The organism is Salipiger sp. IMCC34102 (assembly GCF_004145405.1).
In the GTDB taxonomy this organism is placed as follows: Bacteria; Pseudomonadota; Alphaproteobacteria; order Rhodobacterales; family Rhodobacteraceae; genus Loktanella.
In genome coordinates this window covers 104,683-118,659 of the sequence record NZ_SELQ01000004.1, presented here as the reverse complement: position 1 = coordinate 118,659, position 13,977 = coordinate 104,683, and the positions used below count along the sequence as shown (strand labels likewise).

The following is a 13,977-nucleotide window of genomic DNA, read 5'->3' as shown; positions in this document are numbered from 1 at the left end:
GCAGTCTCCGGTAAGGGGGAAGCGTCAAGGGGTCTGGGGGCGGCTGGCGTGGAACAGCTTGAAGGCCCCGTCGCCGGGCAATTCCTCGACCCGGCGGAAATGAGTGTTCAGCGCGGCCTCGTAAGGCAGGTGCCGGTTGGCGACCATCCACAGATGACCGTTCGGTGTCAGCATACGCGCGGCGGCGGCGATGAATTGCTGGCCCAGGGCGGGCGTCCCCTTGGACCCGGTATGGAACGGCGGGTTCATGACGATCCCGTCGTATTTCTGCGCCGGGCGATAGGTCAGCGCATCCGCCCAGTGAAAGCTGGCGCGCGGATCCGTCACGTTCAACCGCGCACAATCGAGCGCCAGCCCCTCGGCCTCGACCAGGTCCACCGCGGCGACCCCGCGGCGCGTCAGGACGGCGTCCGACAGATACCCCCAGCCTGCGCCAAGGTCGGCCATGCGGGCGGGCAGCTTCTCGGGCAAGGCCCGGCCAAGAAGTTTCGACCCCTTGTCGATCTCCCCGTCGGAGAACACGCCGGCCGTGGTGTAGAAACCATGCGCGCCCTTCTGCGGCTCGGGGATCGCCCAGTCCGCGAAGGCATCGGTGGCGGCGAACCAGAACAGGCGCCCCTTGGCCTTGGGGATCGAGGGCAGGTCACCCAGCCGCGCGCGGCAGGCCTTGAAGAGGCTGTCGATCCCGTCCGTGCGCTGCCCGTCGACCAGGACGAAGTCCGCGCTTGCGGTGGCCTGCGCGATCAGGCCCCGCGCCAGCGCCTTGAAGCGCGGCACGACGACCAGCGCCACGGAGGCGTCCGGCGCGATCCGGACCACCGCGTGACCGGCGGCGGTAAAGGCCTCCGTCACGCGGGCATCGCTGTGCTGCAACGTCAGGTCGCGACCGCCGAAGGGGGCGAGGTCGGTTTCGACCTCGGGGCGCAGGACGACGGCAGGCCCCTCGGGCAGGCGAAGGGCGGCATCGTCGAGGGCGGTCGCCAGGCGGGATTGAGAAGCCATGAAAGAAGCGGAGGCGCGGGCGCGCTACTCCTTCTCCATCGTGCATTGAAGGGGATGCTGGTGCCGCTGCGCGAAGTCCATGACCTGGGCCACCTTCGTCTCGGCGATCTCGTGGCTGAAGACGCCGACGACCGCGACGCCCCGCTTGTGCACGGTCAGCATGATGTCGAAGGCCTGCGCATGGGTCATGCCGAAGAACCGTTCCAGCACCATCACGACGAATTCCATCGGCGTGAAATCGTCGTTCAGGATCAGGACCTTGTAGAGCGGCGGGCGCTTCGTCTTCGGCTTCGTCTTGAGCGCGACGCCGAAATCGCTGTCGTCGCCGGTGTCACCGTCGTCCTTGCCTGCCATGATCGTCGGGAAATCGCGCATCTTCATCCGGTTCGGCTGTGGATTGGGGCTCTATATATGCTAACGGGCCGATGTGAAAACCCCCGTGGACCGGCCACGTTCCCGTGACCGCCGCAAGAGGGCACCCCATGCGGTGGTTCCCGCGACATTCGCGCACCAGATCTGGTCGGGTGCATAAAGAACACGCCACAAACCCTTTTCATTTAACCGCTTTTCGGCCGCAAAAATGTCGTGCTAAGGTCAATTCAAGAATCGGTCACCGGACAAACCGGGACCCGTGAGGCAGAACAAACAAAGAGGCAAGTGACGTGCAAAACCGTCCGTTTACCCGCGTCCTGCGCGGGGTCGTCGCAGTCCTGTGCATCGCAGTGCTCCTTCCTGCAGCCGCCATCGCGGCGCCCTACGCCGCGCTCGTCATGGACGCGCGCACGGGGGAGGTCCTGCACACCGAGAACGCCGACACGCGGCTGCACCCGGCCTCTCTGACCAAGATGATGACGCTCTACATCGCCTTCCAGGCGGTGCAGCGCGGCGAGATCACGCTCGATACGGAAGTGCGCATCAGCCAGAACGCCGCCTCCGAGCCGCCGTCGAAGCTGGGGCTGCGGGCGGGCCAGACGATCAAGCTGCGTTACCTTCTGCGCGCCGCGGCGGTCAAATCCGCCAACGACGCCGCCACCGCCATCGGCGAGGCGATCTCGGGCAGCGAGGAGGACTTCGCCACCCGCATGAACCGCACCGCCGCCGCGATGGGCATGACGAACACCACCTTCCGCAACGCCCACGGGCTGACGCAGTCGGGACACCTGTCCACCGCGCGCGACATGAGCGTTCTGGGGCGGCACGTGATCTACGACTTTCCGCAGTACTACAACCTGTTCTCGCGCCGGACGGCGGACGCGGGCGTGCGCATGGTCAACCACACCAACACCCGTTTCCTGAACAGCTATTCCGGTGCCGACGGCATCAAGACGGGCTTCACCAATGCCGCGGGCTTCAACCTCGTGGCCTCCGCGCAGCGCGGGCAGGAGCGGATCATCGCGACCGTCTTCGGCGGCACCTCCACCGCGCAGCGCAACGCCCGCATGACCGAGCTGATGGACATGGGCTTCAACCGCGCCCCCGCCATGGCCACGCTGAACCGGCCCGAGGCGCCCGCCGCCTCTGCCGGCGCCACGGTGGCGGTCGCGGGCAACGTGGGTCCCGCCACCCAAGGCGGCGCCGGCAAGACGATCCGCGTGACGGGCCGCGTCAGCCGGGCGCTGCGCCCTGCCCTGCGTCCGATGACGGCCGTCACCACCCTTGCCGTCGACACCGACAGCATCAGCGCGGCGCTGGCCGAAGCCACGCAGGTCGCCTCTGCCCAGGCGGCCCCGCAAATGTCCCCCGCGCCAGAGATCGTCACCCGCGTCTCCACCTCCGGCGGGCGGCACTGGGGGGTGAACGTCGGGCGTTACAATTCCCGCTACGAGGCCGAGAAGGTCCTGATCCAGGTCGCCCTGAACGAGATGTCCACCCTGCAAAGCGCCGTGCGCCGCGTCACGCAACGGTCGGGCGGGTTCGACGCGAACTTCATGGGGCTGACGCGCGACGGCGCGGACCTGGCCTGCCGCCGCCTTCAGGCGCGCAACCAGACCTGCTTCATGATCGGCCAGGCCGAGTGAGGGATCAGACGGCCCGGCCTTCGAAGGCCGCGGCCATCAGCGCGCGGGTGTAGTCGGTCTCGGGCGCATCGAAGATCTGCGCGGCGGTCCCGGCTTCGACCACGTCGCCCTGCTTCATCACCAGCACCTTGTGACTGAGCGCGCGCACGACCTTCAGATCGTGGCTGATGAAGACGTAAGCCAGCCCGTAGCGCTTCTGCAGATCGCGCAGCAATTCCACGATTTGGACCTGAACGGTCATGTCGAGCGCGCTCGTCGGCTCGTCCAGCACCACCAGCTTCGGGCGCAGGATCATCGCGCGGGCGATCGCAATGCGCTGCCGCTGCCCGCCCGAGAACTCGTGCGGGTATCGGTGCATCAGGTCGGGCGACAGGCCCACCTCGCGCATGATCTCTGCCACCATCTCGCGCCGGGGGCGGTCCGGGTCGATGTCGTGGATCGTCAGGCCTTCCGCGATGATCTGCTCGACCGTCATCCGCGGGCTGAGGCTGCCGTAGGGGTCCTGGAAGACAATCTGGATGTCGGAACGCAGGGGCCGCATCTGGCGCTGGCTCAGCCCGTCGATGCGCTTGTCCTGGAAGGTGATCGCGCCTTCCGACTGGATGAGCCGCAGGATCGCCAGCGCTGTGGTGGTCTTGCCGGAGCCGGATTCTCCCACGATGCCCACCGTCTCTCCCGCCCTGACCGAGAAGGTCGCGTCGTTCACCGCCTTGACGTAGCCCGCCGTGCGCTTGAGCAGGCCGCGTTGGATCGGGAACCAGATCTTCAGCCCGTCGGTCGCGGCCACGGTGGGCGCGTCGGGACGCACCGGATCGGGAACACCGGCGGATTCGGCCTCCAGCAGCATCCGGGTATAGGGGTGCTGCGGCGCGTCGAAGATCTCGGCGGTGGGGCCGGTCTCGACGATCTCGCCGTCCTTCATCACGCAAACCCGGTCCGCGATCTTGCGCACGATGGTCAGGTCGTGGGTGATGAAGAGCATCGAAAGCCGGCGACGCTCCTTCAACTCGCCCAGCAGATCGAGGATCTGGGCCTGGATCGTCACGTCGAGCGCGGTCGTCGGCTCGTCCGCAATCAGAAGATCGGGACCGTTGAGCAGCGCCATGGCGATCATCACGCGCTGGCGCTGGCCGCCCGAGAGCTGGTGCGGATAGCTGGTCAGGCGGCTTTCGGCGTCGCGGATGCCGACCTGCTGCAAGGTCTCGACGATGCGCGCGCGCACCGCATCGCCGCGCAGGGCCTGGTGCAACTCGATCGATTCGCCCAGCTGGCGTTCGATCGTGTGCAGCGGGTTGAGAGAGGTCATCGGCTCCTGGAAGATGAAGCTGATGTCGTTGCCGCGCACCGCGCGCAGCTCGGATTCGGAGGCGCCGATCATCTGGCGGCCCTCGTAGGTGATGGAGCCTTCGACCTCGGCGCTGTCGCCCAGAAGTTGCACGGTGGACAGCGCCGTGACCGACTTGCCCGAGCCGCTTTCCCCCACCAGCGCCACGGTCTCGCCCTCCTCCACGGTGAAGGACACGCCGCGCACGGCGTGGGTCGTGGCCCCGTCCTGCCGGAAGCGGACGTTCAGGTCTCGGACGTCTAGAACGGTCATGAGAAGGTCTTTCGGGGATCGAATGCGTCGCGGACACCTTCGAAGATGAACACGAGCAGCGACAGCATCACCGCGAAGGTCACGAAGGCGGTGAACCCCAGCCACGGCGCCTGCAGGTTCTGCTTGGCCTGCAGCGTGAGCTCCCCCAGCGACGGGGCCGAGGACGGCAGGCCGAAGCCCAGGAAGTCGAGGCTTGCCAGCGTCGCGATGGACCCGGTGACAAGGAACGGCAGCATCGTCACGGTGGCGACCATCGCGTTGGGCAGCATGTGGCGGAACATGATGGTCCGGTCGCTGACCCCCAGCGCACGGGCGGCGCGGACGTATTCGAAGTTGCGCGCGCGCAAAAACTCCGCCCGGACGACGCCGACCAGCGCGGGCCAGCCGAAGAGCACCGTGAGGAACACCAGCAGCCAGAAACTTCGCCCCAGGATCGCGAAGACGATGATGATGACGTAAAGCGACGGCGTGCCGGTCCAGATCTCGATGATCCGCTGGAAGATGAGGTCGAGCCAGCCGCCGAAGTAGCCCTGCACCGCCCCCGCCACGATTCCGATGAAGGACGCCGCGGTGGTCACGATCAGCGCGAAGAGAATCGACAGGCGGAACCCGTAGATCACCCGCGCGGTCACGTCGCGCTTGGTGTCGTCGGTGCCCAGCCAGTTGTTGCCGTCGGGGGCCGAGGGGGCCACGCCCGGGATGTCGACGATCGTGTCGTAGCTGTAGGGAATGGGCGGCCAGAGCATCCAGCCCTTGACGAACTCCGGGTCGTCGATCGTTCCCGCCTCGGCCTGCGCGATCAGATCCTCCGGTGCGTCGAAGCAGTCCAGAAGCCCGCCGGTCACGATCAGGCAGCGGACCTCGACATCCGTGTAGCCGGCCTCGGTCAGGAAATCCCCGCCGAAGTCCTGCTCGGAATAGAACGACACCAGCGGCGAGCGCAGTTCTCCGCGGTAGCTCACCAGGAGCGGCCTGTCGTTGGCCAGAACCTCGGCAAAAAGCGACAGGCCGAAGAGCACGCCGAAGATGATGAGCGACCACCACGCCCGGCGGTTGCGCTTGAAATTGCGCCAGCGGCGCTGGTTCAGCGGGGACAGGCGCCGGCGGCGCGGGGCCGCGGCATCGGCGGTCATGCCGAGGTCGGAGGCTTCGGTCTGGCTCATCCTAGCCCCTCCCCTCGAAGTCGATGCGCGGATCGATCAGCACGTAGGTCAGGTCCGTCAGGATGCCGACGATGAGCCCCAGAAGCGAAAAGGCGTAGAGCGTGCCGAAGACCACCGGGTAATCCCGCGCGACCGTCGCCTCGAACCCCAGACGGCCCAGACCGTCGAGCGAAAAGAGCGTCTCGATGATGAGCGAGCCGCCGAAGAAGACGCCGATGAAGAGCGCCGGAAAGCCCGAGACGACGATCAACATCGCGTTGCGGAAGACGTGGCGATACAGCACCTGCCGCTCGCCCAATCCCTTGGCCTTGGCGGTGATGACGTATTGCTTCTTGATCTCGTCGAGGAAGCTGTTCTTGGTCAAAAGGGTCAGCGTGGCGAAGGCGGAAATCGTCGAGGCCAGCACCGGCATTGTGATGTGCCACAGGTAATCCCCGATCTTGCCCAGCAGGCTGAGGTCGTCGAAGTTGGACGAAGTCAGTCCCCGCAGCGGGAAGATCTGGTAGTAGCTGCCCCCCGCGAAGAGCACGATCAGCAGGATCGCGAACAAGAACCCCGGGATCGCGTAGCCCACGATGATCGCGGCAGAGGTCCAGGTATCGAACCTCGTCCCGTCGCGCACTGCCTTGCGGATGCCCAGCGGGATCGAGATGAGATAGGCGATCAGCGTCGACCACAGGCCCAGGGTGATCGAGACGGGCATCTTCTCGAGCACCAGCTCGAACACCCCGATGGAGCGGAAGTAGCTTTCCCCGAAGTCGAAGCGGACGTAGTTCCACATCATGTCGAGGAACCGTTCCAGGGGCGGCTTGTCGAAACCGAACTCGCGCTCCAGTTCGGCGATGAAATCGGCCGGCAGGCCGCGCCCGCCGATGTAATCGCTGTCGCCGCCGCCGACCAACTCTCCACCGCCGCCGGAGATGCCTTCGAAGACATCGCCGCCCCCTTCCATGCGGGCGATGATCTGCTCGATGGGGCCGCCGGGGACGAACTGGATGAGGGCGAAGTTGATGATCATGATCCCCAGCAAGGTGGGGATCACGAGCAGCAGTCGCCTTAGGATATAGGCGCCCATGGTTAGCGGGTTACGCTTTCGTCGATGCCAAGGGCCGCGGCCTTCTCGGCGTCGTACCACCAGAAATCCATCTCTCCCAGCGCGTAGGGCGGCAGTGGCTCGGGGTAGTCGTAGATGTCGTAGTAGGCCACGGTGTGCACGCCCTTGAACCATTGCGGCACGTTGAACCGGATCGCCCGCAGCGCCCGGTCGAGCGCCTTGACGGCGTTCGTCAGCGTTTCCGTGTCGTCGGCATCGACCACGTTTTCGATCAGCGCATCGATGGCGGGATCCTGCAGCGCCATCAGGTTGCGGCTGCTGTCCTCCGCCGTCTGCGAGCCGAACCACTGGTAAAGCGACTGGGACGGCTCCAGCGACATCTGGATGCCATGGGTCACCATGTCCCAGTCGCCGGACCGGGTCCGCTCGCGCTCCTGCGCGGCATCGACCCGCTCGAGCGAGGCATCGACGCCGAGGCGCTTGAGGTTCTCGACGTAAGGATTGATGATCCGGTCGAAGCTGGGGCTGCTTTCGAGGAAGGCGACGCTCAGCACCTCGCCGTCCTTGCGACGCAGACCGTCCGAACCCGCGACCCAGCCCGCCTCGTTCAGAAGTTCGGAGGCGCGGCGCAGGTTGCCGCGGTCAAGCTGCCGCCCGGAGGAGGTGGCGGGCATCACCACCTCGTCTTCCAGGATCGACGCGTCCAGCAGGCCGTCGTCCACCAGCGGCTGCAACAGCGCGACCTCGCCTTCGGTGGGCGTGCCCGTCGCGGCCAGGTCCGAGTTCGACCAGAAGCTCGTGACCCGGTCGTAGAGGCCGTAGAACAGCGTTTCGTTCGACCATTCGAAGTTGAACATCAGGCCCAGCGCCTCGCGCACGCGAGAATCCTGGAACTTCTCGCGGCGCAGGTTGAAGATGAAGGACTGCGCCGAGGCGAGGCTGCCGTCGGGAAGCTCTTCGCGCAGGACGCTGCCGTCGGCCACCCCCGGGAAATCGTAGGCGGTCGCCCATTGCAGCGAGGAGAATTCGTTGCGGAAGCGGTAGACCCCGGCCTTGAAGCCTTCCAATTCCGCCGCCGCGTCCGAGAAATACTCGATGCGGATGCGGTCGAAGTTGTTGCGGCCCACGTTCAGCGGCACGTCCGCACCCCAGAAGTTCGGGTTGCGCACGTAAGTCAGGTCACGCCCGTAGTCGAAGTCGCCCAGCACGTAGGCGCCGGTGCCCATGGGGGGCGTGTCCCAGCCTTCATCGAGCCGCCGGTCGGACGCCTCCCACTCGGCCTTGGAAAACGGCGAGAAGATCGAGGCGAGCCCCACCCGATCGCGCAGCGGCGCCTCGTCGGTGAAGGTGTACTTGAAGCGGTGCTCGCCCAGGATCTCCAGGCTTTCGATCTGACCGTTCACGACGGCCAGGAATTCCGGCAGGCCCTGCTCCATGAACAGGTTGTAGGTGAACTCGAAGTCCTCTGCCGTGACCGGCGAGCCGTCGGAAAAGGTCACGTCCTCGCGCAGGTTGACGATGACGTAGGACAAATCTTCGGGGTATTCGATCGTCGTGCACAGGTAGCAGTAAAGCGCCGTGGGATCGTCGGCGGTGGCAACCATGACGTTTTCGAACGGGGTCGAGGACAAGACAGCCGCGTTGCCCTTGCGGGTGAAGGGGTTGAAGCTGTCGAAGGTCGACTGGCTGTAGCTCTGGCTCATCTCGCCGCCCTTGGGGGCGTCGGGATTGACGTAATCCAGCCGCTCGAAATCGGCCGGGTATTTCACGTCGCCGAAGTAGGAATAGGCGTGGGTCTCGATCAGGTCCGCGTCCTGCGCGGCAGCGGTCCCGGCCCAGGTACCCGATACGAGCGCCAGGGCAGCACCGGCGCCAAGGCCAAGGGGAATGCGGTGGACGTGCGTCATGAGGACCTCCATCGGGAACGGATTTCGGTTGAGGCTACAGGCGCAGCCGCGCTTCGCCAAGTTAACTTAATGTAATTCACCGTGAGGCCGCGCCGCAAAGACCAAAACCGCGCCCTGATGAAGGCGCGGTTCATGGAAGGTCGACAGGATCTCGCGTGCTCAGCTGCCCGGGTTGGTCGCGAGGTAGGCGATCAGGTTCGCGCGGTCGGCGGGGTCGCGCAGACCGGCAAAGCTCATCTTGGTGCCTGGCGCGTAGCCCTGGGGGTCCTGCAGGAAGGCGTAGAGGTTTTCCTCGGTCCAGACATCGGCGGCTTCCTCGAGCGCACCGGAATAGGCATAGTCCGCCACGGCGTCGACATCGCGGCCGACGACCCCGAAGAGGTGCGGGCCAACGCCGTTCGAACCATCTTCAAGCGCGTGACAGGACCGGCAGTTGCGGAACACGCCTTCGCCGGCGGTCGCATCGGCCACCTCGAAAGCCTCCTCGAAGGTCACTTCGGGTTCCGCCTCGGCCGGCTCGCCGCCGCCGGATTCGGGCACATCGATGACATAGCCCTGCGCGTGCTCTTCGTCGTGGCTTTCGGTGCCGACGTAGATCAGCTCGGCCGCCCAGCCGCCCAGCAGGAACACCAGGAAGGTGCCGCAGACTGCGCCCAGAACCTTCGTCATCGTCATCGTGTCGAACATGTCGGTTGACCCTCGCTTTCGTCTCTGCCGCCGTGTAGCCGTTTTCGCGGCACCTGTGCAAGCTATAGTGCCGCGTCGGGATGCCGCGACATGGGCGGCGGGCAAGAGACCAAAGGGGGGCCGAAGATGACCGCAACGATCGCGTTCCAGGGCGAGCTGGGCGCCTACGGGCACCAGGCCTGCGTCGAATCCCGGCCCGAGCATACCCCCCTGCCCTGCGACAGTTTCGACGACACGCTGGCGGCGGTCCGCGACGGCCGCGCCGACCTGGGCATGATCGCGATCGAGAATTCGACCTACGGGCGCGTGGCGGACGTCCATTCCCTGCTGCCCGACAGCGGGCTGCACATCGTCGACGAGGTCTTCGTGCGGGTCCACGTGAACCTGCTTGGCGTGCCCGGCGCGCGGCTGGAAGACGTGACCGAGGCGCACGGCCACGTGGTGATCCTGCCGCAATGCGCGAGCTTTCTGCGCGCGCACGGGATCCGGGGCCGCGTCAGTTCCGACAATGCCCGCGCCGCGCGCGAAGTGGCGGAGCGCGGCGATGTCACGCAAGGTGCCCTCGCCTCCGAACTGGCCGCTGACATCTACGATCTGCAGGTGCTGGGCCGCCACATCGAGGATCACGACCGCAATACCACCCGCTTCGTCGTGATGTCGCGAAGCGCCGATCACAGCCGCCGCGGGACCCGCCCGATGATCACCTCCTTCGTGTTCCGCGTGCGCAACATCCCCGCGGCGCTTTACAAGGCGATGGGCGGCTTCGCCACGAACGGCGTCAACATGACGAAGCTGGAAAGCTACATGGTGGGCGGGGCCTTCACCGCGACCCAGTTCTACGCCGAGATCGAGGGCCATCCGGAGGACCCCAACGTCGTGCTCGCCCTCGAAGAGCTGGATTACTTCACCACCCACATCCAGTTGATGGGCGTCTTCCCCGGCGCGCCCCGGCGATTCGAAGGCCGCTGAGGCCGCGCGGACCAGCCTACCGGCGCGCGCCCTGCTCCACCGACTGGGCAAAAGCCGCAACGCGTTTCTTGAAGCGGTTGGTCAGGTTGGCCTTCGCAAGCTTGAGCGATTGCAGCAAAAGCCGCGACGACAGGGTCGAGGCCGCAAGGTCGATCGAGGCGGACATCCGTGTCTTCGCCTGCGACAGGGGCAATAGTTCGACCCGGAATTCGCCGCTCAGCCCATCAGAGCGCAGGTCGATCACCAACAGGTTCGGCCGGTCCATGTCTGCGACCTCGGCGGTCAGCTGCCGGGCGCGACCGCGGAAGGTAAAGCTCACCTCCCAGATCGTGCCGGGACCCGGCGGGCCCGCCGTTCGCTGCGTGATCCTGGCGCCGCGGCCCTGGATCTGACGTTCGAAGCGCTCGAAATCAGTGACAGCGGCGAAGACCTCGTCGATGCGGGTGTCGATGTCTTCTCTGGCACTGAACTTCATCGGTTACGCTCTTTCACACGAAAAAGGGCGGCCACGGACAATCGAGACCGGACCCGTGCCTCAATCAAGACTGTCCGCCAGCCAGTTTTCCATCAGAAAATGCGCGATCGCCCCGGCACGGGCGGGTTTGATGTCCCGATGTTGCCCGGCGAAGACATCGCCCAGATCCTCGCGGCTGACCCAGCGCGCCTCCTCGATCTCGGCGGGGTCGACCGTGATCTCCCCCGACAGCGCCTCCCCCCGCATTCCGCACATCAGCGAGGCGGGAAACGCCCAGGGCTGGCTGGCCAGGTAGTCCACGGCGCCGACGCGGATGCCGGCCTCCTCCCAGACCTCGCGGCGGACGGCGGCTTCCAGCGTCTCTCCCGGTTCGACGAAGCCCGCCAGAAGCGAGAACATCCCCTCCGGCCAGCCGGGTGACCGGCCCAAAAGGACCGAATTGCCGCGCGTGATCAGCATGATGACGACCGGATCGGTGCGGGGAAAATGGTGACGGCCGCAGGCCGGACAGTTGCGTTGCCAGCCCGACATCGCGGGCAGGCTAGCCGTGCCGCAGGCGGCGCAGAACCCGTGGCTGGCATGCCAGTGAAAGAGCGACCGTGCGGTGGCGGCCAGTTCCGCATCCGCACGGCCAAGCTCCGTCATCGCAAGGCGCAGCTCGCGGAATTCCGCCCCCGGCGCCTCCGGATGCGACTGCACCGACGTGTCCGAGAACCCGTCGGGAGTGGCGCCGTCCGCATCGGGCGGCGTCCAGTCCGACAGATCCGCCGCCCAGATCGCGCGACCCTCCTCGCGCGCCAGAAGCAGGCGCAGCGGACCGGCATCGCGCAGCATCGGATCCTCAGGCGAGCACCGCACCAAAGCGCCGTCGCGTATCAAGGGCTTGCCGCGCCACAGCAGGATCGTTTGGGTGTCACGGGCCGCCCGCGCGCCATCCGCCCGCCACTCGGCGGCACGGTCGAGGTTGCCCCCGGCAAAGGTCACGATTTCGGCGTGTCTCATGCCGGATCTGATCGCATGGGGGGCGTGAAAGAACAATCACCGGTGACAAAGCGTATTTGATCTCGGGATTTTCGCGTTTAAGTTGCGAAGGGTAAAGAGTCTGGATCTTTTGATGGAAGACGGCCCAGCGCCACCGACCACCACCCTGAGGCTGTTGCAGACCACGGATCTGCACATGCAGCTTCTGCCCTTCGATTACCTGGCGGACCGCGACACGCAGGGCAGGTCCCTGCAGGGCCTCGTCGCGCCGATAAGGGACGCGCGAAAGGACGGTCTGCCGACCCTCTTGCTGGACGCCGGGGATTTCCTCGAAGGATCCCCACTGGCCGACGCGCTGCCGGAGGATCCCGACCAGGCCCATCCGATGATCGCCGCCTTCAACCGGCTGGACTACGACGCGATCGCCTTGGGCAACCACGAGTTCGAATACGGGCTGGCGTTCCTGACGCGCACCCTGAGCCAAGCCAAGGCCGGGATCGTCGCCGCCAACCTGCGCACCGGCCCGGTCGATCACTACGTCGATCCCTGGGTGATCCTGGACCGGCGGGTGACGTTCTCCGACGGACAGGCGCGCACCCTGCGGATCGGGGTGATGGGCTTCACCCCCGCGCAGGTGACCGAGTGGAGCGCGGCCCAGCTGAAAGGAAACCTCACATCGGAGGATGCGCTTTCGGCCGCCCTGACCCAGCTGCCGCGCCTGCGCAGGGCCGGGGCGAACCTCGTGGTGGCCCTGTGCCACGGCGGCCCGGCGTTCCAGTCGACCGATCCGGAGTTGGAGAATCCCGCCGCGGCGCTCGCCCGGTTGCGCGGGATCGACGCGGTGCTGATGGGACATCTGCATGAGACTTTCCCCGGCCCCGCCTTCCGGGATGTCGAGGGCGCGGACGTGGAGCGGGCCACCCTTCACGGCACGCCCGCGATGATGCCCGGATCGCACGGCGAATGTCTGGGCCAGATGGACCTGGACCTTTGCGTGGACCCGCAGGGCAACTGGCGCGTGATCGACCATCGCGTCACCCTGATCCCGGCCAGCCCCGCAGTCTCCGACGGCGGCAAACCGCTGCCGGCGCCGTCCCCCCCGCTGGCCAAGGCACACGCCCGCGCCCGCGCGCAGCTTGCCATACCCGTCTGCGACAGCCCGCTGCGCCTGACGAGCTATTTTGCCGCCATCGGGCACGATCCGACCGCCGATCTGCTTGCCCGCACCCAATGCAACGCGATCCGCAAGGCGCTGGGCGGGACCGCGTTCGAAGGGCTGCCGGTCCTCTCCGCCACCGCCCCCTTCCGCGCCGGAGGGCACGCGGGCCCGCGCAACTTCATCGACATACCCGCAGGCCCCTTGCGGCTGCGCGATTGTCACGCGCTGGCCCCCTTCGACAACCCGGTCAGCGCCGTGCTGCGACGCGGCTGGCAGGTTCGCCAGTGGCTGGAGCGCAGCGCCGCTTATTTCGCCGGGGTAAATCCGGGCACCCGCGACGCCCGGCTCGCGACCGGCGCCATGGCCCCCTACCAGTTCGACACGATCCACGGCCTGACCTACACGATCGACCTGACCCGCCCCCCCTCCAACGACGGCGCCTTCGACCGCTCCAGCCGGATCCGACAGGTAAGGCTGAACGGCACGCCGCTGGAGGACGATACTCCGGTCGTGGTCGCCGCAAGCAGCTACCGCGCTCACGGCGGCGGCGGGCTCGTGACGGCACCGCCTGCGGACATCATCCACGAGACACAATCGGGCTTGCGCGCGCTGCTGATAGAGGCCTTGTCCACGGGCGAGGTGACGCCCCGCGCGGCCCCGCCCGTCTGGCAGTTCGCACGCGCGGCGCAGACGGCCGTCCTGTTCCCCAGCGCCCCGGCCGCCGTCGACGCGATGCCGCCCGGCGTGCAGCACGTCGCAGGCCCCAAGGGCGCGGACGACTTCGCCCTATACCGGCTGGACCTTGTCCCCTGAGCCGGGTTGCAACCGACCCGCCACGCGCCTATATCTGCGCGTGAGAGGCTGCGCGGGCAGGCGCTTCGCCAACCTGGTCAGGACCGGAAGGTAGCAGCCACAACGATTTCCGCCTGGGTCGCTGCAGTCTCTCACCCCCGCCCCTGTCACAA

At 66.8% G+C, this 13,977-nt stretch carries 12 protein-coding genes and 1 other RNA gene; 4 read left to right on the top strand and 9 right to left on the bottom strand.

Annotated elements, in window-relative coordinates:
• Positions 1 to 24: 24 nt before the first annotated feature.
• Both EU805_RS10100 and clpS read right to left on the bottom strand, forming a co-directional pair.
• The gene (locus tag EU805_RS10100) at positions 25 to 1,002 is read right to left on the bottom strand and encodes a class I SAM-dependent methyltransferase (protein ID WP_129763858.1); all 978 of its coding nucleotides are present in this window, start codon (positions 1,000 to 1,002) and stop codon (positions 25 to 27) included.
• A 24-nt stretch (positions 1,003 to 1,026) separates the two neighbouring features.
• Positions 1,027 to 1,377, bottom strand: a complete 351-nt coding sequence (gene clpS / locus EU805_RS10095; RefSeq protein WP_207208098.1) for an ATP-dependent Clp protease adapter ClpS — start codon at positions 1,375 to 1,377, stop codon at positions 1,027 to 1,029.
• A gap of 287 nt (positions 1,378 to 1,664) precedes the next feature.
• On the opposite strand from clpS, the gene EU805_RS10090 reads away from it, so the two are divergent.
• Positions 1,665 to 3,020: a D-alanyl-D-alanine carboxypeptidase family protein gene (locus EU805_RS10090; RefSeq protein ID WP_370318192.1), complete on the top strand. Its 1,356-nt coding sequence runs from the start codon at positions 1,665 to 1,667 to the stop codon at positions 3,018 to 3,020.
• A 4-nt stretch (positions 3,021 to 3,024) separates the two neighbouring features.
• On the opposite strand, the gene EU805_RS10085 is transcribed toward EU805_RS10090, so the two are convergent.
• The 5 genes from EU805_RS10085 to EU805_RS10065 all read right to left on the bottom strand — a co-directional run bounded on the left by EU805_RS10085 (position 3,025) and on the right by EU805_RS10065 (position 9,428).
• Positions 3,025 to 4,617: an ABC transporter ATP-binding protein gene (locus tag EU805_RS10085; RefSeq protein ID WP_129763856.1), complete on the bottom strand. Its 1,593-nt coding sequence runs from the start codon at positions 4,615 to 4,617 to the stop codon at positions 3,025 to 3,027.
• Positions 4,614 to 5,750 (bottom strand): ABC transporter permease, encoded by a 1,137-nt coding sequence (locus EU805_RS10080; RefSeq protein ID WP_207208100.1) that lies wholly within the window; start codon positions 5,748 to 5,750, stop codon positions 4,614 to 4,616. The genes EU805_RS10085 and EU805_RS10080 overlap by 4 nt, the downstream gene beginning before the upstream one ends.
• A gap of 31 nt (positions 5,751 to 5,781) precedes the next feature.
• Positions 5,782 to 6,855 carry a microcin C ABC transporter permease YejB gene (locus EU805_RS10075; protein ID WP_129763854.1) on the bottom strand — a complete coding sequence of 358 codons (1,074 nt, stop codon included), beginning with the start codon at positions 6,853 to 6,855 and terminating at the stop codon, positions 5,782 to 5,784.
• 2 nt (positions 6,856 to 6,857) lie between these two features.
• Entirely contained in the window at positions 6,858 to 8,741 is a 1,884-nt protein-coding gene (locus EU805_RS10070; RefSeq protein ID WP_242494117.1) for an extracellular solute-binding protein, read from the bottom strand.
• Between the two features lie 159 nt (positions 8,742 to 8,900).
• Positions 8,901 to 9,428 (bottom strand): cytochrome c family protein, encoded by a 528-nt coding sequence (locus EU805_RS10065; protein ID WP_129763852.1) that lies wholly within the window; start codon positions 9,426 to 9,428, stop codon positions 8,901 to 8,903.
• A gap of 126 nt (positions 9,429 to 9,554) precedes the next feature.
• Here EU805_RS10065 and EU805_RS10060 point away from each other — a divergent pair, with 126 nt between their 5' ends.
• The gene (locus EU805_RS10060; protein ID WP_129763851.1) at positions 9,555 to 10,397 is read left to right on the top strand and encodes a prephenate dehydratase; all 843 of its coding nucleotides are present in this window, start codon (positions 9,555 to 9,557) and stop codon (positions 10,395 to 10,397) included.
• A 16-nt stretch (positions 10,398 to 10,413) separates the two neighbouring features.
• On the opposite strand, the gene EU805_RS10055 is transcribed toward EU805_RS10060, so the two are convergent.
• Both EU805_RS10055 and nudC read right to left on the bottom strand, forming a co-directional pair.
• Positions 10,414 to 10,872, bottom strand: a complete 459-nt coding sequence (locus tag EU805_RS10055) for an SRPBCC family protein (protein ID WP_129763850.1) — start codon at positions 10,870 to 10,872, stop codon at positions 10,414 to 10,416.
• Positions 10,873 to 10,932: 60 nt separating this feature from the next.
• On the bottom strand, positions 10,933 to 11,874 hold the full coding sequence (gene nudC, locus EU805_RS10050) for an NAD(+) diphosphatase (protein ID WP_129763849.1): 942 nt from the start codon (positions 11,872 to 11,874) through the stop codon (positions 10,933 to 10,935).
• A gap of 112 nt (positions 11,875 to 11,986) precedes the next feature.
• Between nudC and EU805_RS10045 the strand changes: the two genes are divergently transcribed.
• Together EU805_RS10045 and ffs are read left to right on the top strand one after the other, a co-directional pair.
• Complete coding sequence (locus EU805_RS10045; RefSeq protein WP_129763848.1) at positions 11,987 to 13,825, top strand: 5'-nucleotidase C-terminal domain-containing protein; 1,839 nt, start codon at positions 11,987 to 11,989, stop codon at positions 13,823 to 13,825.
• 39 nt (positions 13,826 to 13,864) lie between these two features.
• An RNA gene (gene ffs, locus EU805_RS10040) (signal recognition particle sRNA small type) lies at positions 13,865 to 13,964 on the top strand.
• Positions 13,965 to 13,977: the final 13 nt, after the last annotated feature.

Bases quoted from the DNA above. Each gene is read 5' to 3' on its own strand.
- EU805_RS10100 (WP_129763858.1), bottom strand. From the start codon at position 1,002: ATGGCTTCTCAATCCCGCCTGGCGACCGCCCTCGACGATGCCGCCCTT.
- clpS (WP_207208098.1), bottom strand. From the start codon at position 1,377: ATGCGCGATTTCCCGACGATCATGGCAGGCAAGGACGACGGTGACACC.
- EU805_RS10085 (WP_129763856.1), bottom strand. From the start codon at position 4,617: ATGACCGTTCTAGACGTCCGAGACCTGAACGTCCGCTTCCGGCAGGAC.
- EU805_RS10080 (WP_207208100.1), bottom strand. From the start codon at position 5,750: ATGACCGCCGATGCCGCGGCCCCGCGCCGCCGGCGCCTGTCCCCGCTG.
- EU805_RS10075 (WP_129763854.1), bottom strand. From the start codon at position 6,855: ATGGGCGCCTATATCCTAAGGCGACTGCTGCTCGTGATCCCCACCTTG.
- EU805_RS10070 (WP_242494117.1), bottom strand. From the start codon at position 8,741: ATGACGCACGTCCACCGCATTCCCCTTGGCCTTGGCGCCGGTGCTGCC.
- EU805_RS10065 (WP_129763852.1), bottom strand. From the start codon at position 9,428: ATGTTCGACACGATGACGATGACGAAGGTTCTGGGCGCAGTCTGCGGC.
- EU805_RS10060 (WP_129763851.1), top strand. From the start codon at position 9,555: ATGACCGCAACGATCGCGTTCCAGGGCGAGCTGGGCGCCTACGGGCAC.
- EU805_RS10055 (WP_129763850.1), bottom strand. From the start codon at position 10,872: ATGAAGTTCAGTGCCAGAGAAGACATCGACACCCGCATCGACGAGGTC.
- nudC (WP_129763849.1), bottom strand. From the start codon at position 11,874: ATGAGACACGCCGAAATCGTGACCTTTGCCGGGGGCAACCTCGACCGT.
- EU805_RS10045 (WP_129763848.1), top strand. From the start codon at position 11,987: ATGGAAGACGGCCCAGCGCCACCGACCACCACCCTGAGGCTGTTGCAG.